This is a genomic window from uncultured Psychroserpens sp. (assembly GCF_947492715.1).
Lineage (GTDB): Bacteria > Bacteroidota > Bacteroidia > Flavobacteriales > Flavobacteriaceae > Psychroserpens.
Genome location: NZ_CANLNS010000005.1, coordinates 237899 through 262568, shown reverse-complemented (window position 1 = coordinate 262568; position 24670 = coordinate 237899). Strand labels below are relative to the sequence as shown.

Sequence of the window (24670 nt, the reverse complement as noted above, 5' to 3'; positions counted from 1 at the left end):
GGTGACTACAGATCAACTTTATCAAGAATTAAATTATGTGAATCACTCTCGTGAAAAACGCCTCTATTATGCCAACTTGGTCATTAATAATCCAGATTTAATTCCGAAGCTATTAAACATTCTTTTTATGGTGGATGATAAAATATCCTGTCGTGCTGCATGGGTGTTTGAATTTATGTGTGGTGAGCGTTTAGAAGCTAGTCTTCCATATTTGGACGAATTTACCGAGAACATACACAAAGTACATTTAGATTCCGCCGTAAGACCTGTTGCCAAAGTTTGTGAATATTTAGTAACAGCTTATTATTCAAAACACGATAACAAAATAAAAACTGCGCTAACCCCTAAGCATAAAGAGAAAATTATTGAAGCCTGTTTTGATTGGATGATTAACGACGAGAAAATTGCCCCTAAGGCTTATGCCATGAATTCACTATACCTTTTAGGACAAGATGAAGATTGGATTCATCCAGAATTGGTTATGATTTTAGAACGCGACTATCAAATGCAAAGTTCTGGTTTTAAGGCCAGAGCTCGTCATATTTTAAAGAAGGTTAAAAAGAATTAAAGCGCCATAACTTTTGCTAGTTCATTTTCGGAAATAACTAACAACTTACTTTTAACCAAGCGTCCAGTTAAAATCCGCCAGTTATTGTCTTTTTCAAAAATAGATTTCAACACAGGATGCGCTTTGTCAAACTCTTTATTATTTAATAAGTTAATAGCGTACCAGTACTGCATTTCAAGGTTATCTGGAAATAATTTTTGTGCGCTAAGATATAATGATTCCGCCTTTTCAGAATCACCAGCTTCCATCGCCAAATCGCCTTTATTCATAAAGTCGTAAGCCTTTTGAACTTTAATCAATCGTTCTAATTCGTCAATGGGTTTTTCATGATCTTCCACCCGCAAATCCATTATAGTATCTTCCCACGAGTTACCTGTTGCTGTTCCTTTTACAATTAAAATTGCAGCAGACTGTTGACCTCTAATATCTCCTTTTTCACCTTCGGCAGCTTTTAGTGCGGCAAGAATTCGGGTACTTAAATCACCTTTGGTAGTTTCGAAGGCTTTCGCCATGGCATCCCAAACGGTATTGCTAAGCATCATATTTGCTTGTACCGAAAAATTCTTACCTTGTCGATGTCCAGCTTCTGCAATGCATAAACTACCAGTATGTGTAGCCACATCTCCTTTTACATTTAAAAAAGCCACTTGACGATACATTTCTCCCTCATCTTCACCTATTAATGTCTTTAAAGCATCATTAGGACTTATTCCTTCGGCCATCAAAGCCAATCCTTTTGGTCCATAAGCAGGATTTACTAAAGACTGAGTTGCCACAACACCAACGCCAGCTTCACCATAAGTCACTACAGAACCAACACTAAACCAATGGGATTGTACAGCAACACCAATATCTCCTGTAACAGAATCTCTGGCAACAATAGAATAGGTATGCGTAAAGGGTTCTGATTTTTTATAAACTTGTGAAGACATGGTTTGAAAACTTAAAATAAAAATGAATAGAAAGAGCTTCTGCATGATAGTAAAATTTATGCCCTAAGATAACTAATTTATCTTCAATTTAACGTTCGATTTTTCTATCTTTGCTACCCTAAACACACAACTAATGTCAATATCATCTCTCAACGCCATCTCACCAATAGATGGTCGCTACAGGAATAAAGTAGATAAGTTAGCACCCTATTTTTCTGAAGAAGCACTCATTAAATATCGCGTTTTAGTAGAAATAGAATATTTTATAGCACTTTGCGAAGCCGAACTTCCACAACTTTCAGATATTGACACTTCGGTTTTTGATGATCTTAGAGCAATTTATAGGACATTTTCTTCGGAAGATGCTCAGGCTATTAAAGACATTGAGGCCATTACCAATCATGATGTTAAAGCTGTTGAATACTTTATTAAAGAACAGTTTGACACGCTTAATTTATCAAAACACAAAGAGTTTATCCATTTTGGATTAACGTCTCAGGACATTAATAACACGGCCATTCCATTAAGCATAAAAGATGCTATGAATGATGTTTATGTTCCTGAATACTTAGAAGTTCTTAAAAAACTAAAAGAATTAGCAAGTGAATGGCAAGCTATTCCGATGTTAGCCAGAACACATGGTCAACCTGCATCGCCAACGCGTTTAGGAAAAGAAATACAAGTTTTTGTGACGCGACTGGAAGAACAATTTAATTTGTTAAATGATGTGCCTAGTGCTGCCAAATTTGGAGGTGCAACTGGAAACTTTAATGCACACAAAGTAGCTTATCCAAATATGGATTGGAAAGCTTTTGGTACCAGTTTTGTTCAAGAAAAATTAGGTTTGCAGCATTCGTTTCCTACCACGCAGATTGAACATTACGATCATATGGCAGCCTTGTTTGATGCTTTAAAACGTATCAATACTATTGTTATTGATTTAGATCGTGATATTTGGACATACGTGTCTATGGATTACTTTAAGCAAAAAATTAAGAAAGGTGAAGTTGGAAGTAGCGCTATGCCACATAAAGTGAATCCCATAGATTTTGAAAACTCTGAAGGAAATTTAGGAATCGCTAATGCTATTTTTGAGCATTTATCAGCAAAGTTACCTATTTCGAGATTGCAACGTGATTTAACAGATAGCACAGTACTTAGAAACATTGGTGTTCCATTTGGTCATACCTTGATTGGTTTCAAGTCGACTTTAAAGGGTTTAAATAAATTATTACTAAACGAAGATAAGTTTGCTCAAGATTTAGAAAACAATTGGGCTGTGGTTGCAGAAGCCATTCAAACCATCCTAAGGCGAGAGGCTTATCCTAATCCGTATGAAGCCTTAAAAGGCTTGACGAGAACTAATGAAACGATTAATGAAAGCTCTATTTCAGAATTTATTGATACCTTAGAGGTTTCCGAAGCCATAAAAACGGAATTAAAAGCTATCAACCCAAGTAATTATACAGGAATTTAATCTACTACTACAAATGCCTCATAAAAATACAATAACGCTAGTGTTTTCAGGATTGATTTTCGCTGGATTCTTTGTATCAGGCGTTTTAGACATTTTAGATTACTTTATTGTAAAAGCTATTTTATTCTCGGCATTTGCTTTCTTGGCTGTTCACTTAATACTTATTGTTCTCAAAGACTCTGAAAACAAAAACCACCTTAAGTAGTCAGACTTAAAGTGGCTTTCTATTAACATTTTAAATATTAAGATCTATTTAAAAAATTTGGCGATGTCTTTGAACTGAGTTTCCTCAATACTATTTTCATCAAAAACAGATGCCAGTTCCATTATTTTATTAAAGTTCATATCGTCACCAAGAATTCTCACAACAACAAATCCGTTATCGTTAGAATTTCCGAAAAGGATAAACTCATCAACATTATCACCTTCACCACCAATACATTTTACAACGAATTTTCCATCGGTAGAATTTCCACCTCTCATGAGTTCTTCATACTTGCTGTCTTTTAAGATGGTTTTTATTTTAGCAATTTCTGTATCCATTTCTGCCTTGTTGCTATCGTCTGCAACAAAAGCTAAAAGGCTTAACTTGTCTATAGACTCATAAGCATCTTTCTGTGCTTCGGTTAACGTGCTTTCATCAATTTTAAGCATACTTGTTGGTACGTCTAAACTTGTGAAACCTGGTGCCAACTCACTATCTACATAATAGGTTTGCAATGTTAAATCCTGGTTGCAACTTTGTATAGTCACAACCAAGATTAACATTTTGATTATTGTTTTGATTGATGTATTCATAATCTTTAGTTCTTTTTACTTGCCTTCTTTAATTGGTCTCCGCCTGGCATGTTCATCTGGCTTGTTAACTTAGAGATTTGTCTTAAATCTATATCTCCCGTAAGCGTTAACAACACAGTTTCTACTTCTCTTTTCTTCCCGTTTATAGTAATATCCTTACCGTTAGTAAATTCTTTCAAACCGTTAATGAACATTAATAATTCTTTCACGTGGTTTTCATCTTTACCTTCTTTTACATAAAACTTCACCGTTTGGTCTCCATCTTTGATACGCATTAATTCATCTAATTTTGATGATTTTAAATACCCATTTACAGTAGCATTCATATCGGCAGAGATTTTTTCATCTCCAGTAGTAAATACTTTAAGTCCTGTAATCTTTTTTGCCATATCTACATAGGCTTTCATTTCTGGATCGTCGGTATCTATACCTACTGTAGCTAACATTTTAAACATTCGCTGTGTAAGTACAACTGTCATTACACCTTCTTTATCTTCATATTTATCAAAAGCACTTTGAGCAAACATTATATTTGACGATAAAGCAATTGTAAGTATTAATATTAATTTCTTCATGATTTCTAGTTTTTGTTTTTACTTGTTTTTTTCTTCTTAATTAATTTGTCTGTTGTTTTGCTAAACTCACTCACGTGGCTCGCTTTTTCTGCACCTTTATTAAAACTGGTAGATACAAGACTCAGTGTATTTACGCTACTTGCTGCATCATTAAAATTTGATGATAACATTGATAACGCTTCTTTGGTTTCGGTGTAAACTTTACGTTCTTCATCAGTTAAACCTGCAAGCGGGTCAACTAGTTCTTCACCTCCCAAAACTTTAGGAACCATAATTCCTAACATAAGAACCGCAACTGCTGCGACAGAAATCCATTGATAGATATAGCTTTTTCTAGGTTTTAATGGAACGTCTTTCGTATAAAGCTCTTGTTTTGTGTTGTTAAAGTATTGAAACATCATTTTGTACGACTCTAAATGTGGAGCAACTTCTTCTTGAGCGAAATAAGCTTTTAAATGCTGCTCTTCTTTTAGCGTTGTTTCGCCATTGTCATACTTTTCCAGTAATTTTTCTATACTATTTAATACCATAGCGATGTGTATTAGTTAATTTTTCTCTTATTGTTTTTCTTGCTCTTGATAAAGCGACTCTAATGGCTGTAGGATTCATGTCTACTACTTTTGCTATTTCATCAAAGTCATACTCTTCTATATCTCTGAGTTGTAATATTATTTTTTGTTGTTCTGGTAATTCTTCAATTATTTTTGATACCCAATCAACACTATCTTTATTTTCTACTTGTTTTTGTAAAGACGTGTTATTGTCTTGATAATTACTGTGAACAATTTTTAAATTTTGCGCTTGTTTTGATTTTAATCGATCTAAGCAAAAATTCTTTGTCATTGTCATTGAAAACGCTTCTACATTTTTATATTCAGCTATTTTCTCTCTATTGCGCCACAATTTCATTAAAATCTCTTGCGTTGCATCTTCAGCTTCTTCTGTAGAAACTAGAAGTCTTTTTGCTAAACGAAAGACTTTATCCTTAAAAGGTAATACCAATTTTGTAAAATCAGTTTGTGTCATTTGTGGTTTGTTAGTTCAAAACAGTTGATTATTCTGCTTCTTGATATTACGACGAACGTGCTTCAATTTTGTTACACGATATTTTTTAATTTACAATAATGTAAGTAAATTTATAGTTTACTAGACCAATAAACTATTGGTTTAGCTAATAAAATTGAAAAAGAAAAAGATATGAAATTTTTAAAATTATGCATTGTGTTGCTACTTGTTGCATCTGTAACAAGTTGTTTCGAAGATAGAGATGACAACTCTATTTCGGCAAGTGAAATTAATGACTTTGTTTGGAAAGGAATGAATGCGGTCTATTTATACAAAGACAATATTCCAGATTTGGCCAATGATCGCTTCTCTTCCAATGAAGACTATGCCAATTATCTTAATAGTTTTGCTGCACCTGAAACTTTATTTGAAAGTTTAATTTTTGAACGAGAAGTTGTAGATAGGTTTAGTATCATTATCCCAGATTATATTGAATTTGAGCAGTTATTAGCGGGAACATCCAAAAGTAATGGCCTAGAGTTTAATTTTTATTTAAAACCTGGTAGCGCCACTGAAGTATTTGGTATCATTAGACTTGTACTTAATAACAGTGTTGCTAGTGGATTAGGTTTAGAACGCGGACAAATATTCGACGCTGTTGATGGCATTGCCTTATCAACGAGTAACTTAAACACTCTTCTTAATCAAGATACTTATACGTTAAACTTTGCAACCTATAATGACAATGGTACAGAAATGATTGAAGACGACACTATCGTGTCTTCTAATGATAGTATTGAACTCACAAAACAGGTTTATACAGAAAATCCAATACATCAAACGAATATTATTGATGTAGATGGCGAGAATGTGGGCTATTTGGTATACAATGGGTTTAACTCAAATTTTAATACCCAATTAAATGATGCTTTTGCCGAGTTTGCAGCCAATAATGTTCAACATTTAGTATTGGATTTAAGATACAATCCAGGAGGCTCCGTAAACACAGCTTCACTATTGGGAAGTATGATAACAGGACAGTTTAATGGAGATATTTACTCTAAATTAGTATTTAATAGTGATCAGCAGGCTTCAAACACCAATTTCACCTTTGTTAATAATTTTAACGGAAATACTATAAATAGTTTAAACCTCAATAAAGTTTATGTGTTAACAACAAGTCGTTCTGCTTCGGCAAGTGAATTGGTAATTAATAGTTTAAGTGCTTACATTGATGTAGTCCAAATTGGTGACGCTACTACTGGAAAAACCCAAGCATCTATAACCATTTACGACTCCCCAGATTTAACTTCTGTGGATATCAACCCTAATCATACCTATGCTATGCAACCATTGGTAGCAAATTCTATAAATGTAAATGATGTAGCCGTACCTTCTGATGGTTTAGCTCCAGACATTGCTTTAATCGAATCTCCAAGAAACTTTGGAATTTTAGGAGACATTAACGAACCACTGTTAGCTTTAGCGCTTGCAGACATTCAAGGTTTAGGTCGTTTTGGTAATTTTCAGATTGATTTTCACCCTATAAGAACAGATATAAACATCAAGCCTATTGAAGAGAACATGTATATAGGTAATGAAATTCCTTTAAATCGTTTAGAGTTTAAATAATAAATATGATAAAAAAAGCCACAATTAATTAATTGTGGCTTTTTTTTAACGCTGTTTCGCCAGTTAACTCACTTGACGCTCTAAAGCTATAAAATGTGTTGTCTTGTTGTTACGTAACGGAAATATCTTGACTTCACACCTATAAGCTGTCTTATTTTTTCTATAGTTAACAATAACCTCTGTAAAATGAACATCTTCATCAAGTTTAGTTCTTATGTGATTTCTTGATGTATTAGAAGTACCTATCCCTTGCAATAGACGTGGCGTTTTATCCAGTACTTCATTTTTAGAGTAACCTGTCATTGTGGTAAAACCTTGATTCACCCATATAATGTTTTGATTAATATCTGTTATAAGAATAGCTTCAAACTGTTGCTGTTCAAAAATCGAACTCATATCATTTTCCCAACCAAACCTTTTAGCTAGCGACCTTACTTTGAGAATATCTTGTGAGCGTTGCGCTTCTTCTAATTCTCTTCTTCGAGTCTCACTAAATATATCCCAACTCATTAAAGGTAACTGAACCTTTTTATTTTGGTTTAGTTTCTGAGAGACCTGAGCGTATTCATTTTCATTTAACGATGACAAGTACAAATCTAAAGCCATCATATTAGACAAACCATACTTCATAATACAAACTTATTTATTTAAGTTATGACACTACTGCATGCGGGTCAAATAAAAAGAGCCACTTAAAAAATGGCTCTTTATGTTATAAACTTAGCGCAAACCCTATATTAATATTTCGCCCTCTGGTTGAGAAACCAAACAACTCTTCATACGCTTCGTTTAAAATATTGTTCACGTTTGCAAAAATTGTTACCCTATCTTTTGCAATTTTATGACTTATATAAAAATCTATTAAACTATACGATTTCAAATTAACAGTTTCACTTTCAAAAGTGACGCTATTAAAAAAGGCATCGTCTCTATCATCATTAAACTGATAGCTAAGACTCATAAACGTTTGGTCATTGCATTGATAACTTAACGCAGCATTTATTTTTAATTCTGGAATTCTAAGATTTAAATCTTCATCAACCTTAGTATAGGTTCCGTTTGCACGCAATTTTAATGCTTCGGTTATGGTAACATCTGCAACAAGTTCAATACCACTTGCCGTAAAATCGTTATTCGTATTTACATATTGAAACATAAAACTTCCTTGATCTACGAAATCTACAAAATTCTCTTCAGAGCGATTAAAATACACCACGCTCACGGTTGCTTTGTCTTTTATGTTTAACTCTGCTCCTACTTCTATGGTCGTATTTTCTTCTGGTTCTAAGTCGATATTTCCGAAAGAAGGTTCAAATAATTGATATAAAGAAGGCGCTATGAAGGATGTGCTATAACTTGCTAATCCTTTGATATAACCAAAATTGAGTTCCTTTTTAAAGGACGGATTTAAACTATAAACCAAATGGCTGCCATATTCACTATGGTTATTTAGGCGTAAACCCGCGTTAACGTTAAGTCCGAAATCTGAAACAAAGACAACATTGGCATAAGGATCAATAATAGTGTGGGTTGCATTTTCTGGGCTAATGTCTTGAGCAAAGGCTGTCCCTCCAAATGGGATAGAGAAACTCTCAATTTCATTTTGTTGTGCATTAACACCTAAAACGGTATAAAATTTATCATTAAAATTGTAGCGATTATAGATATCTCCTATAAAACTTTCTGCGTTGAATAGCGTTGGAAAGCTCGATTCTACCTCTCGTTCAACATTATTATAGGCCGCATTTAACGTGATACTCCCTTTATCATATGAAAACTCAGATGATACGCCTACTCTATGTTGATCTGTAATTGACAAATTACCGGCATCTATAAATCCGAAGGCATCATCAAAATCTGCCTTGAATGAATCAAAACTCGCATAGGCATTTAGCTTAAACGCATTAGAAAATCGATATCCAAGTTTTACATTTCCATTGTATGCATTGTATGCATCCGATTCGCTACCTGAAGCAATTGCTGATAATCCATCTGTAAACTGATGACCAAAACTGGCTAAATAACTGAACCTATCTAAGGTTCCATTAACAGAAACACTATTTACAAAATTTTCAACTGCATAATTATCATCATCCTGAGACTGATTGGTTCCTAAAGTACTTTTCAAGTTTAATACAAAGGCGTCTCTTGAGGCTTTTTTCAAAGTGATATTAATCACAGCAGTAGATGCTCCAGTACCATAGAGAGAACTAGAAGCTCCTTTTAATATTTCAATACTCTCTACCTGATCTGCATTTAATAAACGTAAATCATAGTCATTAGCAATTTGGGAAGCATCAGTTATTGCAACGCCATCAATAAGAACTAGGACCTGACGATTTCGTCCGCCACGAATAAAATAACTTAAATTCTGACCAGCATTACTTTTGGCTCCGTTAATTTCAATGCCAGCTGTAGCATTAATAATTTCTGCAATAGATTTCCCCTGCAAGTTTTGCAGTTCTTTTTGAGTGATTTTGGTAATAACCTTACCAGAATTTTCACGTTTCAATTTAAATTTAGAATCGGTAATAACAACCTCATCTAATTGCTCTATTTCTAGAGTGTCGGTTTGCTGTTGCGCAAAACCACATGCCGCTACGCCAATAGCTAGCATACCAAAAAACTTTGTTTTTGTGTTCATTGTAATGTTTAATTACTCGGAATAGTATGACTCAACACACCAAAACTCTTATCCCGAAAGTTTGACTTATTTGTTCGAAATTGGCAGGTCTCCTGACTTGCGTCTTGCTATTGGTCTTCCCATCTTTTTAATTAATAAGACAGTGACATTGAAGGTAATAGCAAGCATAATAGCTTACAGTTGCGGGAACAGTTCTGGACTTGAAATATTTGTTCTCACCAGATTCCCTTTTAATCTATTTGGAAGCACCAAACAGAACCTAAATTCGCTGCGAAATTAAACATTTTGTTTAATGATTCACTCAAAACTTGAAATAATATTACTTTTGAAGAACAAAAACCTCTATTTTGAAAAAGATAATTCTCGTACTTCTATTAATTGTTTGTTCCTACTCTTGTAATTTTGATTCTAGCTCAAAGAAAAGCACCTTAGAGATAAGTACTACTGAAAAACCTGGTCTAAAACATGCAGATGGATTTGAAATTCGTCATTTTAAAGCACTTGATCTTTTAGAAATTACGAATCCGTGGCCTAAAGCAGACAAGACCTATAAATATGCTTTACTCACTAAGGAAAACGCAGCCAAAACAACCCTTAATAAAGATGAATTTGACGCTATTATAACGGTTCCTATACAATCAATAGTTGTAACCTCCACAACACATATTCCGGCTTTAGAATTGTTGGGTGTTGAGCAAACTTTAATTGGGTTTCCAGGTACTAATTATATTTCTTCTGAAAAAACCAGAACTAGAATTGATAACGGAAGTGTTAGAGAACTTGGTAAAAATGAAGGTATTAATACTGAAGTGTTATTAGAATTACGTCCAGATGTTGTTGTGGCTTTTGGTGTTGATGGTACGAATAAAAGTATGGAAACTATTGAAAAAGCCGGAATCACAGTGATTTACAATGGTGACTGGGTTGAAAAATCCCCATTAGCAAAAGCCGAATGGATTAAATTCTTTGGTGCTTTATACGACAAAGAAAATGAAGCTAGAATGCTCTTTAACCAAATTGAAGAAGATTATAGCGAAGCAAAATCTATAGCTGCTAAAGCAACATCGAAGCCAACAGTTTTATGCGGAGCGATGTACAAGGACGTTTGGTATTTACCAAATGGGACGAGCTCTGAAGCGCAGTTTTTACATGATGCCAACGTTAATTATTTATGGAGCGACACAAAAGAAACAGGGAGTATCGCCCTTAGTTTTGAAACCGTATTTGACAAAGCTAAAGACGCAAAATTCTGGTTGAGCCCTTCATATTATACAAGTTACCACGCTTTAGAAAAAGCAAATTCCCATTATACTCAATTTGAGGCATTTCAGAATAAAAACATTTTTACCTTTTCGAATACCACAGGCAAAACGGGAGGTGTAACATACTACGAATTAGGTACAGCAAGACCCGATTTAGTACTCAAAGACATGATAAAAATTTGCCATCCCGAGTTGCTCCCACACTATAAAACGACATTTTTCAAGCCACTAGATTAATTGAAAACTCGCTATACATATACGTTTTTAACTTTATCAGTAGTTTTAGTACTATGTTTTTTCGCGAATGTTAGTTTAGGTTCTGTAGGCATTCCAATAGAGGAAGTTTTTCAGAGTATTTTAGGAACGTCAACCAATGAATCTTGGCAATATATTATTAGAGATTACAGATTACCTAAAGCATTTACTGCTATTTTAGTTGGTTCTGGCTTAGGTATCTCAGGATTGCTCATGCAAACACTTTTTAGAAATCCGCTAGCAGGACCATTTGTGTTAGGAATTAGTTCGGGAGCCAGTTTGGGTGTTGCGCTCGTTATATTAGGCGCCAGTATATTCGGCGGTGCTTTTTCTGCTTTATTGGTTTCAAAGTGGAGTATTGTTATTGCCGCAAGTTTAGGTAGTTTTCTTGTGCTATTGGCTGTTTTACTAGTATCTTCAAAAGTAAGAGATACCATGGCTATTTTAATCATTGGTTTAATGTTTGGTAGTATCACAGCTGCAGTTGTAAGTGTGCTCTCCTATTTCAGTTCAGCAGAACAATTACAACAGTATATTTTTTGGGGTTTTGGAAGTTTAGGTAATTTATCATGGAATGAACTCTTTATTTTCTTCGGCATTTACCTCTTAGGATTAATACTAACCTCATTATCAATTAAGGCCTTAAACACCCTCTTACTTGGAGAAAACTATGCTAAAAGCCTTGGATTAAACATTAAACAAAGTCGCTTAATTATCATAATTGCAACAAGTTTATTAGCAGGAACAATAACTGCTTTTGCTGGACCGATTGCTTTTATTGGTTTGGCAATTCCTCATATGACGCGTCAATTGTTTCATACTTCAAATCACAAAATACTATTACCAGCTGTATTTTTGTTTGGAGCGATTATAATGCTTATTTGCGATAGCATTGCTCAATTACCAACAAGTGACTATACCTTACCTATTAACGCCATTACCTCTTTAATTGGTGCTCCTGTAGTAGTGTGGTTACTAGTAAGGAAACGTAAAATGATATTTTAATTATGAAGCAAGAACTTGTACATATAGCTCTGGTAGTGGACGACTATGACGAAGCCATCGCTTTTTACACCAAACAATTAAATTTCGATTTAATAGAAGACACAAAACTTAGTGAAACGAAACGATGGGTTGTGGTAAAACCAAAAGGAACAAATGGATGTTCTTTGTTATTAGCCAAAGCTGCAACTGATGAGCAAAATACTAGAATAGGCAATCAAACTGGTGGACGCGTATTTTTATTTTTACATACAGATGACTTTAATAGAGATTATAACAACTTATTGCGTCATAATATTGCTATTGTACGACCACCTTCGGAAGAAGTCTATGGAAAAGTACTTGTTTTCTCAGATTTGTATGGTAATCTTTGGGATTTAATAGAACCGAAAAAGAAATAGTGGCAGAACAAAAGCAACATATCATCCTCGAAACTCAGGGTCTTTCTATAGGCTACCAATCTAAGAAAGCCACATCTGTTATTGCCAGCGATATCAACATAGCACTATATCAAGGTGAACTCGTGGGACTGGTTGGAGCAAATGGTATTGGAAAATCGACACTATTAAGAACACTTACGAACATCCAACACCCCTTAGATGGTTCTATTGCCTTAAAAAAAGAGCCTCTTGAAAACTATAGTGCTATGGCCTTAGCAAAGACAATGAGTTTGGTATTAACCGAACAACTTATGTCTAAAAATTTATCGGTTTTTGAACTTATAGCGCTTGGTCGACAACCTTATACCAACTGGGTAGGTAACCTCTCTGAAAACGATATAACTATTATAAACAGATCGATTGATCAAACACATCTTTCAGATTTAAAACATCGCAGGTGTTTTGAACTAAGCGACGGACAACTACAAAAAGTCATGATTGCTCGAGCATTGGCACAAGACACCAATTTGATTATTCTAGATGAGCCAACCACGCATTTAGACATGTATCATAAGGCTTATATTTTAAAACTTTTGCAAAGACTAGCAAAAGACACCAATAAAACAATTCTATTCTCATCGCATGAAATAGATTTAGCGATTCAATTATGCGACAGCATGATTGTTATGACAAATGACCAAGTCATTTCTGATACACCTTGTAACCTTATTGAACGTGGTATTTTTGAAACATTATTTCCTGAAGACCTTATCGATTTTGACAAAAGCACTGGACGTTTTAGGGTGAAGAAATAACTTACTTCATCTAACTTTAAATTATAAATTTAATTAATCACGTCAACACCATCTTGAGCGTTTAAAGTAAATTCAAAAGTTCGTTCATGACTTTCTACAGTAAAACCAAATTTGGCTTCTGTCTTTATTTTAACATTTAACACCAACTGAGGTATTGGATCAGTCTTTGTCCCCATATTAGACACATATTTTTCATCAATTTTGGCTTCGCCATTAATAATCCATGGAAAATTCGCATGACATTCACTAAATGTTATGTGTACATTTGGAATCCATTGCCCACCAAAATCGGGATTTACAGCGCGGTATGTTCCGGCAACCTTAAATTTCACCTTATAGCAATTAACACCCGCAAAATTATCTAATTTATACGTAACTTCCTTCGATTTGAAATTTTGAGCTTTTTCATAATCCTCCCATCGGTCGTCCTTTACAGATAAAATTCTGGATGTTGTAGCCGCAGTTGCTGCAGAAGCTTTAGAGTCCTTAATAATATCCCATACAAATTTTGAAACTTCAATAACGTCTCCAACGCTTGCCTTGGCATTCATTAAAGGAGATTGTTTATGATTTAATGTTTGTTCTTCTTGAACTTGGAGTTCAACTAACGTTCCTTCTCGGAATGATGTCTCTTGATCATCAATTAATACAATCTCTTTAAACCTCTCTTCTTGTCCCATCTTAGCTTTTATTTATTTTAGATATCTAAACAAAGAAAAAGGAACAATTTTTCACTTTTCCGAAGACTAATACGTAATTATAAAAACAGGTGTTTTTACCTAAAAGTTGATACCATGTGCATTTTTAAACTGCTAATCATCTTACCTCCAACTAAATTTTCGATACCAAATCCAAACAAACATAAGATTGATACTAAGGGTATAGAGTAATAGATAAAAAAAACCTAGCCAAATAAAACAAGCGCCGAATGCAATCATAGATGGTAGCATAAACGCCGAAATTTTATCTCTCTTACTCTGAAATTCAGGAATTAAAAAATAGATGCCATAAATTAATAGGCTAATCACACCCCATACTATCACGCCTACATAAAGTATTTGAATTTCTCCCGTTTCATCACCTATAACAACTTTAGAAATCACATAAGGTAAAACAACGTTGAGCACTAACGAGATGAGGTAAAAATAAATTACTAATTTTTTCTGTTCTGAAACTGCCATTACAAAATACTTGAGCTCAAATTTAAATAATTTTATACATTCCTTTTTGTGAACAAATCGCTTATCTTTGAGTAAATTTCTATTCTCTTTTATGAACGATAATCTTATTCTCATTTTAGCTATTCTTATCTCTGCGGCTATTGGTGCTTATTTGGGCATGCTTTTTATTAAACTGAAAAGTAAAAGCGACCAGAGTACACTTGAAGAGCGCCAACACCAAATGACGTCTACCATTGAAGACTTAAAACAAAATGTATCCAAATTAGAGAACACGCGAGATGAGATTAGACGAGAAAAAGAATTTCTAAACACAGAGTTAGCTCGTAAAAATACAGAGTACGAAAATCTCCAGCAACAAAACTTAAAGCGTGACGAAGAAATAGAAGAACGTCAAGAACAGTTGCGCAAAGACTTTGAATTATTGGCCACGAAAATTCTAGATGAAAAATCTGAGAAGTTCACTCTTCAGAATAAAGAAAACATTAAAAATATATTGAATCCGTTACAGGAAAAAATTCAAGTATTTGAGAAAAAAGTTGAAGACACACAAAAAGAAAGCATTAGCATGCATTCGGCCTTAAAAGAACAACTTTTGGGTTTAAAAGATCTCAACCAACAAATGACAAAAGAGGCTACCAATCTCACTAAGGCTTTAAAAGGAGATAGTAAAATGCAAGGAAATTGGGGTGAATTGGTACTAGAGCGTGTCCTTGAAAAATCTGGTTTAGAAAAAGACCGAGAATATTTTGTACAGCAAAGTTTCACACTACCCGATGGCACAAGAGTACTTCCCGATGTGGTATTACATTTGCCAGACAACAAAAAAATGATAGTCGATAGTAAAGTATCGCTAACCGACTATGAACGTTATGTCAATGCCGATGATGACGATCGTAATTTTCATTTAAAAGCGCATATTAATTCTATAAAAAAACATGTAGATCAGTTATCTGACAAAAACTATCAGGATTTGTACGACATTGAATCACCAGATTTTGTATTGTTGTTTATTCCTATAGAACCTGCCTTTGCTGTTGCCATCAATGAAGACAGTTCATTGTATAATAAGGCTTTTGAAAAAAACATTGTCATTGTAACTCCTTCAACATTGTTAGCAACGTTGCGAACCATAGATACGATGTGGAATAATGAAAAGCAACAACGAAATGCCATCGAAATTGCTAGGCAAGCTGGTGCGCTCTATGATAAATTTGAGGGCTTGGTAAAAGATTTGACTGGTGTAGGTAAAAAGATTGATGACGCCAAACGTGATTACTCATCTGCCATGAATAAATTGGTAGAAGGTCGTGGTAATCTTATTACGAGTGTAGAAAAACTCAAGAAAATGGGAGCCAAAGCGAAGAAATCGTTGCCTGAAACTATAATTAAGAGAGCGAAAAACAACGAATAAGAGCATCATGGCATACAAGACAGTAGACTCTTCTCGAATTAGTATTTCAGAATTAATGCAACCATCACATTCTAATTTTGGTGGTAAAATTCATGGTGGTTACATTTTAAATCTTATGGATCAAATTGCATTTGCATGTGCCTCCAAACATTCTGAAACCTATTGTGTAACGGCGTCGGTAGATACGGTTGATTTTTTAAGTCCAATAGAAATTGGTGAGCTCGTAACGATGAAAGCGTCTATTAATTATGTTGGTCGTACTTCAATGGTTGTTGGTATTCGCGTTGAAGCCGAAAACATTAGAACTGGTGAAGTAAAGCACTGCAACTCATCTTATTTCACAATGGTTGCTAAAGATGATCAAGGCAACATTGTAGAAGTTCCTGGTCTTATAGTAAATGACAAAACTGAAGTAAAACGTTTTTTAAAATCTATTAAACGCATCGAAACCAAACGTTCTAGACAAATAGAGTTTGATCGAGAAAACTTCTCACCTACCGATTATTTAGACGATTTAAAAAAGTACAAGGTTAAAGTAGAGCTTCCCGATAGCTATTAAAAGTGCACTCGCAATACAGCATTTGGAGTTAAGCCCAAAGAACTTTGCAAGGTTTCATTAACACCATCATTAATAATTCTGTAAAAATTATTTATTTGATTGTTTTTGTCTAGCACATTCCAAATGGAAATTCCTAAATCTGCTTTAGTATCCTTCCAAAGGTTTAAGTCATAAAGCGCAGAGATATCAATTCTTAAATAATCATTTAATTGACTCGAATTTGTTCCTTCAAAATTAATCGCATCATTTACAATTTCATTACCAGGTATTGGTCGTGTCGTCGGTTTACCAGAGTGCCAATTGAGTCCTGCAGACAACTTCAAACGTTCCATTGAATAAGCAGCTCCAAACGTAACAGAGTGACTGATGTCAAAATTATTTGGAAACGAATTTTCTGGAAGTCCATTAAAGGTATAATTACTATTCATATAGGTATAACTTAGCCAGGCAGTAAAATCTTTAATTTCTTTTCTTAAAATGAAATCTGCACCAAAAGCATCATAATTTCCGTTGGTTTTTACAAATTCATATTGATTTTGAAACCCTTGACTTTGCGTTGTAATCCCCTTCACATATTTGTAATATCCATCTGCACTAAGCAACCAACCTTTTTTAATATAACTCAAACCGAAAGACACCTGTTTACTTCTAATTACAGGAATATCTGCATCGTTTGATAATTGCCATCGTCGTTTTTCAATCCCTAAAAAGTCATTTTGAAAATTGATAATTTGTGATGTATTTTGATGTTTAAATTCTCCTAAAATCTCAAAATTAAAATGGCTTAAAAACTTATGATTAAAGGCTAATCTTGGTTCTAGAATATGCCTTTTAAACTTATCAATATAATTATATCTTAATCCGAAATTTAAGTTCGTTTTCTTATTGGAAGACCTATAATTTAGCTGAGAAAATAGACCATGAGTTCTTACAACTTCAGATACCAACGAACGAAAACGCGGATTATCAACATCATCAAGATTAGTGATTTCGGTTTCAACAAAATGGTAGCCATTGAACCATTGCAACTTATCGTTTATCTTATAATTAGCTTTAAGTTTTAGGCTTGTTTCAGACACCACGTTTTCTTGCTGAAATCGTTGAGCGTCAATAATATTGGCATTGATAGCCTTTAATTTATAATCGGTTTCATAAATTTCAAACGTTGTTTGCCAGATATCATTCCATGATCTTTTATATTGAATTCCCCCAGCAATGCTGTTCTGTCTCAAACTACTCTGACGTGAGGTTTCGAATCCATCTAAGATTGAATTTTCGTTAAAGCTTAATTCGTTACTTGCATTCAAAAAATTAACCTGAAGTCGGTCTTTTTCAGAAATAGAATATAACCAACGAAAGGACATATCATAAAAATCGAACTCTTGGTCAGAATTTAAAATATCATTAGTATTCATTTCTACTTCGGTATCTTGAGCAATACGATCAAAGAAATTCGCATACGTTGGTGTTTCAGTAAAATCGCTAATCGATTTACGTGCAGCAACCTGCAAAGATGACTTTTCATTGATGGGAATATCGGCGAAGCCATTGGTATCTATAAAATTAAGGCCTAAACTCCCCTTAAATTTATCATTAATTTTAGTGTTAGTTTCCATTGAAATCGTCCCTGATACACCATCGGTAAGTGCAGTTTCAGTACCATTCTTTAGGACACTAACTTGTTGAGTAATTTGAGGATTAAACATTGAAATTAACCCAAAAAAATGTCCCGATTGATACATTTTTATACCATCCCATAAAATGAGATTCTGATCATGTGTTCCTCCTCTTATATTAATATTCGATACAGTTTCATTGATACTTTGAATCCCTGGAAGTGCCTGTACTGCTTGCAAAACATCAGTATCTGTTAATCCTGGAAGAATATCAAACTCCGAAAAATTAATTTCGTAAGCCCCATCACTCAATCTATTAATCCCCTTAACAATATATTTGGAGACAATAACTTCAGAAAGTTGTTGTAGCTCAAATGGAGTTTCTTTAAGGCGAACTAAAATAAATGTGCCATCAAGATTTTGAAATGATAATTGGGTATTATGTTCCAAATAAGATAAGACTTCAGTCAAGCTAAGATCTCGTTTAGGAGGAATTACATTAATACCTTCTAGGCTATCTTCGGCATAATTAAATTGAACGTTATACTGCTGTTGTAAGCGTGTAAGGACTTCCGTTAACGGCAAAACTTCTCTAGTCTCTTGAGCACAAATTTCAAAAGAAAATATAAAAAAAAGAAAACATAAAAAATACAGCTTATTTTTTATTGCCATGAATTACAACGTCGTTTGATCCATTAATTTTAAAGGTTAGATCCATTGGTTCTGTAACAGATAAAAGGGCTTTCTCAATATCGTCATGCATAAATCCTCCTGTAAATAATCGTTCGGTATTTACATTATCAACTATAATCTTTATGTCATATTGTCGTTCCATTTCAGCAATAACGGCCTCAAAAGGCACCGCTTTAAATGTACTTCTGTTTTGGGTCCATTGCGGTTCTACAAACGTTGTTTTACCCCAAGTATATACATCGTCTAATAAGCGATAAGTATCTCCTGCTAAAAGTTCTTTCGTTTTACCTGCTCTCGAAGTTACACGTACAATCCCTTCAAAGCATTGTACTTCAAAATAATTTTCTCTTTGCTTTACATTAAATTCGGTTCCTACAACTGTAACCGTAGCTTGAGATGTAATAACATCAAACGTTTTACCCTTTGCTACTTTAAAATAAGCTTCGCCACTAAGCGTTAATCGTCTATTATCCTCCCAATCTTTTTTATCATATAAAATAACTGAACCTGCATTTAATGTGACTTCAGATTGATCTGGTAATTCAATCGTAGTTTGTTCACTTGCCAGTGTTTCTATATGAGCAACCGTTTTATAGAATACACCATAATAGATCCCAATAGCAATAACAACCATACCAGCTATTCGTAGTATTCTGCTTCTCCAATTTGAAGTTTTACCTGCGGAATGTTGCGCCTCATAAGCCGATTTAAAATCTTCAAACGATTTAGGTTCTGAAAAGTCTGAAGCCTTAAATTTTTTAGCACCACCAACAATCGCTTGATATAATGCAAAATCTTCGTCCTGCTCGAACGCTTCTTTTTCGGCAGGTGTTAACTCATCATTTAACCATTTCTTGATGTGGTCTTCTGTATTCATAAATCGATTTACTACTTATATAACAACTTTAATTCTATTTCTCCTGATTATTTTATTTTAAAGCCTTCCAATTCTGTTTTTAATATTTTGAAAGCACTATAAATACGATACTCTACTACTTTTTTGGTCACACCCAAAAATTCGGCAATTTCACTATGCTTCTTCCCTTCTACTTTATTTAATAAGAAAGCAACACGTTGCTCTTCACTTAAACCCTCTAAAACTTCCTTATATCGCTGAAGAAATTGCTCTCCTTCTAAAATAAATTCTGGTGTTTCATTGGTGTGAGATTTAGGGGTATTCTTTTGATGGTTTAAAACTACTTTATGGTGTTTGATATCATTAAGCACCATATTATTAGCTACTGTAAATAAAAAAGACTTTGCTTTATTAAGTGTTACCTTTTTACAGTTATCCCAAAGCTTAATAAAAGCATCTTGCATTTTATCACTTGGGTTAAATTGCTCTCCATATTTATAATACAAGAAGTCATGTAAATCTTTTGAATACGTATTATACACATACTCAAAAATTCTGGCTTCGCATATGTTTTCATTTAGGTCTTGTGGCAAGGCTTTTTTGTTTTAGCATTTAAAGGTAAATAAATATTTACTTTAAAATTTCAGGAGTTTTAAAAGTTGAGTTGTTATATATTAAATTGCATTAAAATTATATAAATGCAAAATTATGAAAGCAACACTTAGATTCACATTAGTTTTTCTTTTTTCTTCAATGATGGTATTGACATCTTGTAGAAAAGAGGAGACAGAGTTTATAGAGACACCACCAGAAGACATATTACATGCAAATTCTGTGGCAGCCGATCTCATCCAAAGAACAGCATCTAATGACGGCTCTAACGATAATATTTTAGACTTTGCAAATTGTTTCAATATCAAACTTCCTATAGACGTTACAGTCAATTCTACAACTATTGAAATTAACAATGAAGATGACTATTATGAAGTAGAATCTATCTTTGATGATAACGACGATGATATTGATGAGTTAGATATTAACTTCCCAATTACTATTATTAATTCGGATTTCACTGAAACATCTATAAACTCGCTAAGCGAATTAAATGCCACTGCTATGAATTGTAATGGTGAGAATGTGGCCGACAACGATATTGAATGTCTGGATTTTGTTTATCCTTTTACGGTTTCAAAATTTAATACCCTCAATGAGTTAATATCTACGGAAATTTTAACGGGTGATAAAGAACTTTATGATTTTATCAATTCGCTAACTCCTGAAGACATTACAAGTATAAATTTTCCAATTTCAGTTGTACTATACGATGGTTCACAACTCGCTATTAATTCTTTAACAACCTTAGAGTCTACAATTTCTAACGTTCAAAATTCGTGTGATGAAGACGACGATTTCGATTATAACGATGATGACTGTAACCATTGTACTCCAGAATTACTGGAAGAATTCCTTGTAGGTTGTGAAGATTGGTACGTTGATAGACTCAAAAAAGATGATGTTAATTATCACGATGTATACGATGGTTATGATTTTAACTTTTTTGAAAATGGTACGATCACTGTGTATTGGAATGCAACATCAGCCAACGGAACTTGGCTTACAACAGGCACAGGGAATAATATATCTGTACTTATAAATATTCCAGCACTTCCTTTATGTAATAACAATTGGAGCTTGCAGGAAATTAATAATACCAGTTTAACCAAAATCGACCTTAGATTAAGTAACGTAGATCGATTGCGCTATAGAAATACATGCAATTAGCATTCACAACATTCATTGAAAAAGAAAAATAAGGGATCCTATTTTTGAATTAGTTGTTTGTGTTCCAAATTGTATTAAACTGCTTTAGCTAAAATAAAGTTAGAGCAGTTTTAACCAAAACATTAACAACGATGCGAAAACGAATTATCATCCTTATTGTTCTAGCTATTGGCTTAATTATAGGCTATAACTATATCTATCAAGATCATCGAGATATAGAAAGTGAAAATGCTAAATACAAGATGACTACATCTGATATTGCTTTAAGTTTTTCAGAAAACATCTCAGAATCTGAAGCCAAGTATCTCAATACTACCATTGAAGTGGTTGGTAAAATTTCAGAAAGTGATAGTCACTCAATTACATTAGATGACAAAGTCTTTTGCCAGTTTACTAATGCCATTCAAAACACAATAAAACCAAACTCTCAGTTAAAAGTTAAAGGGAGGGTTATTGGTTATGACGACTTGCTGGAACAAGTTAAGTTAGACCAATGCATTATTGCAAATTAATACAATCACTAAATATAAATTACTATGAAAACAAATTACTTTTTTAAAACCATTCTAGCATTAGTTTTTACTTTTGCACTAAATTCTAATATGAATGCTCAAATTAGAATCTTAAATGTCGATCCTGCTGGAGATACAGTTACTATTAAAAATTTTGGAGGATCAACTGTAAATATTGCGTCATATAGACTATGCTCTTTATTCTCATATAAAACTTTATCTACCCAAACAACTGTTGTAGATGGTTCGTTAAATCTTGGTCCAGATGCAGAAGTAACAATCTTTGCTGAAAACTATTTGAGTTTAAGTACAACTGCGGCCGATTTAGGGCTTTACTTTCCTACGGGCAATTTCGGAACAGCATCAAGTATGGTAGACTTTATGCAATGGGGAGCAGGTGGCCAAGGTCGAGAAAATGTTGCTGTTGCAAAAGGTATTTGGACTGCAGGAACTTTTGTAAATGTGGCTCCTCCATATTCATTTACAGGAAGTGCTGTAGATACAGGAGTTACTTTCTGGGACACCTTATTAAGTGTTGATGATATTGAAACGACATCAAGTTTTACCGTTTACCCTAACCCTACGAATGCACTATTAAATATAGAAATTACATCGAGTGAAGCAGGCCTAACGTATCAAGTTTTTGATATTCTAGGAAAGCAAATCATTTCTAAAAATTTAGAGTCTGAACGCTTATCTCAAATTGACGTATCAAACTGGAATAGCGGCTTGTATCTCATTAAAATTTCTAATGGAGATAAAACCGAAACAAAGCGTTTCATTAAACAATAACAACATAAAGCCAAATCTTTATTAAAGGTTAAGGTTTGGCTTATTTTTTAATCTATTAACTATGAAAAAAATATTCATACTGGTAGCTCTTATCCCAATTTTAACGGTAGCTCAAGATGATTTACTAAATGAAATTGACACAGAAAGCACAGATAATCAATACGCTACAGCCGCATTTAAAGGTCTTAAAATCGTGAATTTTGAATCTACAAAGTTAGTTGCAAAAGACGAATTAACTTTTATAGTTTCACATCGGTTTGGTAGTATTGAAAACGGGTTTGATAGTTTTTTTGGGTTGGATGATGCAGTGACTAGATTGAATTTCGTATATGGCATTTCCGATGGTTTTAATATTGGTATTTCTAGAAGTTCTTTTCAAAAAATATATCAGGCTTCAGCTAAATATAGACTTGTAAGACAGCAGGACAACGGCTTTCCTTTTACCATCGTTGGGTTTAATGCTGTTTTAATTAATACAGCACTAGACAAAAACAATTTGCCAAAGTTAGAATTTATAGATCGCCTTGGCTATACAACGCAAATAATTATATCTCGAAAGGTAAACACCAACTTTTCTTTTGAAATGGTGCCCACTTTTTTCCATGATAATTATGTACAGCAAAACAACCAAGATAATTCGCAATTTGCTCTGGGTTTAGGTGCACGTCATAAGCTCTCTAAGCGTTGGTCTATTAATGCAGATTATGGTTGGCACCTCAACAGAGCAGATAATTCTCCATTTAAAAACCCATTATCTATAGGTATTGATTTAGAAACAGGAGGACATGTATTTCAAATGCATTTCTCTAATGCACAAGCCATGAATACTAATGGTTTCTTGGGACAAGCTACTGGAGATTGGAGTGATGGTAACATCTATTTCGGGTTTAACCTAAGTCGCGTTTTTTAATTAAAATCTACAACATAAAATAACACCTTTAAACGAATTTTAGAATAATGAAAACTAAATACAATCTATATCTTATAAGCCTGCTACTACTTTTTAATTGTAGTAACACCAGCGAAGAAGATTTAATAGACGCCACACCAATTTTAACACTGGTAACGTATGTGGACAATATAAAACCCATTATTGATAATAATTGTATTGGTTGTCATAGCAATCCTCCAATAAATGGTGCTCCAATTTCTTTAATTACTTATGACAATGTCAAAAATGCTGTTGAAAACAACGGTTTGATTGATAGAATTTCATCTACTGATCAAGGGTTTTTAATGCCATTTGGTGGGCCACGACTACCACAAAACTTAATAGACCTTGTTATACAGTGGGAAGCAGATGGTCTACTAGAAAACTAATTAAATTTAAAACAATGAAAACTATTCTATTTGCATTCATATTTATGAACTTAAACGTAACAGCTCAAAACAAGTTTATCACTAAAACCGGAACAATTAATTTTGAAGCATCAGTAGCGTCTTTTGAGGAAGTTGCTGCAATAAACAACTCGGTCACAGCTATTATTAATGCCGAAAACGGAGAATTTGCAGCCCTAGCTTTAGTTAAGGGGTTTCGATTTAAAAATGCACTCATGGAAGAGCATTTTAATGAGAATTATGCGGAGTCTGACCAATTTCCGAAAGCAACATTTAAAGGAACCATAGAAGACTTTGACCTTAAAAAGGCACTAGCGACTTATACTATTAATGGAAGTCTTACATTTCATGGGCAAACAAAGACTCTAAAAGATATTGCAATTACTGTAAAGACAGAAGAAAATAAAATCATGATAAGCGGTGATTTTGTAGCTAGTGCTTCAGATTATAACATTGAAATCCCAAAACTTGTTAGTAATAAAATTGCAGAAGATGTAAAGGTTTCATTTCAGTTTGAGCTGCATAAAAAATAAAGACCATCCACATCTGGATGGTCTCTACAAACATTTTTTAGTTGGTTGACCT

At 33.8% G+C, this 24670-nt stretch carries 28 protein-coding genes and 1 riboswitch; of the genes, 16 read left to right on the top strand and 12 right to left on the bottom strand.

Going from position 1 to position 24670, the window contains the following annotated elements; all coding sequences use genetic code 11:
- Position 1 precedes the first annotated feature (1 nt).
- Positions 2-568 carry an adenylosuccinate lyase gene (locus Q0787_RS13745; RefSeq protein WP_298903406.1) on the top strand — a complete coding sequence of 189 codons (567 nt, stop codon included), beginning with the start codon at positions 2-4 and terminating at the stop codon, positions 566-568.
- Here the strand turns inward: Q0787_RS13745 and Q0787_RS13740 are convergent.
- Entirely contained in the window at positions 565-1500 is a 936-nt protein-coding gene (locus Q0787_RS13740) for a DUF1028 domain-containing protein (RefSeq protein WP_298903405.1), read from the bottom strand. The genes Q0787_RS13745 and Q0787_RS13740 overlap by 4 nt on opposite strands.
- Before the next feature lie 133 nt (positions 1501-1633).
- Here Q0787_RS13740 and purB point away from each other — a divergent pair, with 133 nt between their 5' ends.
- Together purB and Q0787_RS13730 are read left to right on the top strand one after the other, a co-directional pair.
- Positions 1634-2977: an adenylosuccinate lyase gene (gene purB / locus Q0787_RS13735; protein ID WP_298903404.1), complete on the top strand. Its 1344-nt coding sequence runs from the start codon at positions 1634-1636 to the stop codon at positions 2975-2977.
- A 13-nt stretch (positions 2978-2990) separates the two neighbouring features.
- Entirely contained in the window at positions 2991-3182 is a 192-nt protein-coding gene (locus tag Q0787_RS13730) for a hypothetical protein (protein ID WP_298903403.1), read from the top strand.
- A 44-nt stretch (positions 3183-3226) separates the two neighbouring features.
- On the opposite strand, the gene Q0787_RS13725 is transcribed toward Q0787_RS13730, so the two are convergent.
- Genes Q0787_RS13725 through Q0787_RS13710 form a run of 4 tightly spaced genes read right to left on the bottom strand, consistent with a single transcriptional unit; the run spans position 3227 to position 5376 of the window.
- Positions 3227-3775, bottom strand: a complete 549-nt coding sequence (locus Q0787_RS13725; RefSeq protein ID WP_298903402.1) for a DUF4252 domain-containing protein — start codon at positions 3773-3775, stop codon at positions 3227-3229.
- Positions 3776-3780: 5 nt separating this feature from the next.
- Positions 3781-4350 (bottom strand): DUF4252 domain-containing protein, encoded by a 570-nt coding sequence (locus Q0787_RS13720; protein WP_298903401.1) that lies wholly within the window; start codon positions 4348-4350, stop codon positions 3781-3783.
- 5 nt (positions 4351-4355) lie between these two features.
- Positions 4356-4880: a hypothetical protein gene (locus Q0787_RS13715; RefSeq protein ID WP_298903400.1), complete on the bottom strand. Its 525-nt coding sequence runs from the start codon at positions 4878-4880 to the stop codon at positions 4356-4358.
- Positions 4867-5376, bottom strand: a complete 510-nt coding sequence (locus Q0787_RS13710; protein WP_298903399.1) for an RNA polymerase sigma factor — start codon at positions 5374-5376, stop codon at positions 4867-4869. The genes Q0787_RS13715 and Q0787_RS13710 overlap by 14 nt, the downstream gene beginning before the upstream one ends.
- 171 nt (positions 5377-5547) lie before the next feature.
- On the opposite strand from Q0787_RS13710, the gene Q0787_RS13705 reads away from it, so the two are divergent.
- Complete coding sequence (locus Q0787_RS13705; RefSeq protein WP_298903398.1) at positions 5548-6987, top strand: S41 family peptidase; 1440 nt, start codon at positions 5548-5550, stop codon at positions 6985-6987.
- 63 nt (positions 6988-7050) lie between these two features.
- Here Q0787_RS13705 and Q0787_RS13700 read toward each other — a convergent pair whose 3' ends face one another.
- Positions 7051-7617, bottom strand: a complete 567-nt coding sequence (locus Q0787_RS13700) for a PAS domain-containing protein (RefSeq protein WP_298903397.1) — start codon at positions 7615-7617, stop codon at positions 7051-7053.
- A gap of 82 nt (positions 7618-7699) precedes the next feature.
- Positions 7700-9631 (bottom strand): TonB-dependent siderophore receptor, encoded by a 1932-nt coding sequence (locus tag Q0787_RS13695; protein ID WP_298903396.1) that lies wholly within the window; start codon positions 9629-9631, stop codon positions 7700-7702.
- Positions 9632-9695: 64 nt separating this feature from the next.
- A riboswitch (cobalamin riboswitch) is annotated at positions 9696-9909 on the bottom strand.
- A 69-nt stretch (positions 9910-9978) separates the two neighbouring features.
- Between Q0787_RS13695 and Q0787_RS13690 the strand changes: the two genes are divergently transcribed.
- From Q0787_RS13690 to Q0787_RS13675, 4 genes are read left to right on the top strand one after another with little or no spacing between them, the layout of a single operon-like run.
- The gene (locus Q0787_RS13690) at positions 9979-11130 is read left to right on the top strand and encodes an ABC transporter substrate-binding protein (protein ID WP_298903395.1); all 1152 of its coding nucleotides are present in this window, start codon (positions 9979-9981) and stop codon (positions 11128-11130) included.
- Positions 11131-12153, top strand: a complete 1023-nt coding sequence (locus Q0787_RS13685; RefSeq protein ID WP_298903393.1) for an iron ABC transporter permease — start codon at positions 11131-11133, stop codon at positions 12151-12153.
- Positions 12154-12155: 2 nt separating this feature from the next.
- On the top strand, positions 12156-12551 hold the full coding sequence (locus Q0787_RS13680) for a VOC family protein (RefSeq protein WP_298903392.1): 396 nt from the start codon (positions 12156-12158) through the stop codon (positions 12549-12551).
- Positions 12551-13345 (top strand): ABC transporter ATP-binding protein, encoded by a 795-nt coding sequence (locus Q0787_RS13675; RefSeq protein ID WP_298903504.1) that lies wholly within the window; start codon positions 12551-12553, stop codon positions 13343-13345. Before Q0787_RS13680 ends, Q0787_RS13675 begins: the two co-directional genes overlap by 1 nt.
- A 29-nt stretch (positions 13346-13374) precedes the next feature.
- Here the strand turns inward: Q0787_RS13675 and Q0787_RS13670 are convergent, their stop codons facing one another.
- Together Q0787_RS13670 and Q0787_RS13665 are read right to left on the bottom strand one after the other, a co-directional pair.
- Positions 13375-14025 (bottom strand): hypothetical protein, encoded by a 651-nt coding sequence (locus Q0787_RS13670; protein WP_298903391.1) that lies wholly within the window; start codon positions 14023-14025, stop codon positions 13375-13377.
- 141 nt (positions 14026-14166) lie between these two features.
- Entirely contained in the window at positions 14167-14526 is a 360-nt protein-coding gene (locus Q0787_RS13665; RefSeq protein ID WP_298903389.1) for a hypothetical protein, read from the bottom strand.
- A 91-nt stretch (positions 14527-14617) separates the two neighbouring features.
- Between Q0787_RS13665 and rmuC the strand changes: the two genes are divergently transcribed.
- Positions 14618-15937 carry a DNA recombination protein RmuC gene (gene rmuC / locus Q0787_RS13660; protein ID WP_298903503.1) on the top strand — a complete coding sequence of 440 codons (1320 nt, stop codon included), beginning with the start codon at positions 14618-14620 and terminating at the stop codon, positions 15935-15937.
- Positions 15938-15944: 7 nt separating this feature from the next.
- Positions 15945-16496 carry an acyl-CoA thioesterase gene (locus tag Q0787_RS13655; RefSeq protein WP_298903387.1) on the top strand — a complete coding sequence of 184 codons (552 nt, stop codon included), beginning with the start codon at positions 15945-15947 and terminating at the stop codon, positions 16494-16496.
- On the opposite strand, the gene Q0787_RS13650 is transcribed toward Q0787_RS13655, so the two are convergent.
- From Q0787_RS13650 to Q0787_RS13640, 3 genes are read right to left on the bottom strand one after another with little or no spacing between them, the layout of a single operon-like run.
- On the bottom strand, positions 16493-18784 hold the full coding sequence (locus Q0787_RS13650) for a TonB-dependent siderophore receptor (protein WP_298903386.1): 2292 nt from the start codon (positions 18782-18784) through the stop codon (positions 16493-16495). The two genes, Q0787_RS13655 and Q0787_RS13650, sit on opposite strands and share 4 nt — an antisense overlap.
- A complete protein-coding gene (locus Q0787_RS13645; RefSeq protein WP_298903385.1) occupies positions 18768-19682 on the bottom strand; it encodes a FecR family protein in 915 nt (304 codons plus the stop codon). Before Q0787_RS13645 ends, Q0787_RS13650 begins: the two co-directional genes overlap by 17 nt.
- Positions 19683-19729: 47 nt before the next feature.
- The gene (locus tag Q0787_RS13640) at positions 19730-20254 is read right to left on the bottom strand and encodes a sigma-70 family RNA polymerase sigma factor (RefSeq protein ID WP_298903384.1); all 525 of its coding nucleotides are present in this window, start codon (positions 20252-20254) and stop codon (positions 19730-19732) included.
- Between the two features lie 115 nt (positions 20255-20369).
- Here Q0787_RS13640 and Q0787_RS13635 point away from each other — a divergent pair, with 115 nt between their 5' ends.
- The 6 genes from Q0787_RS13635 (at position 20370) to Q0787_RS13610 (ending at position 24618) form a co-directional block, all read left to right on the top strand.
- Positions 20370-21443, top strand: coding sequence for a hypothetical protein (locus Q0787_RS13635; protein WP_298903383.1), 1074 nt, complete (start codon positions 20370-20372; stop codon positions 21441-21443).
- Between the two features lie 131 nt (positions 21444-21574).
- Entirely contained in the window at positions 21575-21955 is a 381-nt protein-coding gene (locus tag Q0787_RS13630) for a hypothetical protein (RefSeq protein WP_298903382.1), read from the top strand.
- A gap of 24 nt (positions 21956-21979) precedes the next feature.
- The gene (locus Q0787_RS13625; protein WP_298903381.1) at positions 21980-22747 is read left to right on the top strand and encodes a T9SS type A sorting domain-containing protein; all 768 of its coding nucleotides are present in this window, start codon (positions 21980-21982) and stop codon (positions 22745-22747) included.
- A 61-nt stretch (positions 22748-22808) separates the two neighbouring features.
- Positions 22809-23657 carry a DUF5777 family beta-barrel protein gene (locus Q0787_RS13620; protein WP_298903380.1) on the top strand — a complete coding sequence of 283 codons (849 nt, stop codon included), beginning with the start codon at positions 22809-22811 and terminating at the stop codon, positions 23655-23657.
- 47 nt (positions 23658-23704) lie between these two features.
- The gene (locus Q0787_RS13615; protein WP_298903379.1) at positions 23705-24067 is read left to right on the top strand and encodes a hypothetical protein; all 363 of its coding nucleotides are present in this window, start codon (positions 23705-23707) and stop codon (positions 24065-24067) included.
- Positions 24068-24081: 14 nt separating this feature from the next.
- Positions 24082-24618, top strand: coding sequence for a YceI family protein (locus Q0787_RS13610; protein WP_298903378.1), 537 nt, complete (start codon positions 24082-24084; stop codon positions 24616-24618).
- Positions 24619-24670: the final 52 nt, after the last annotated feature.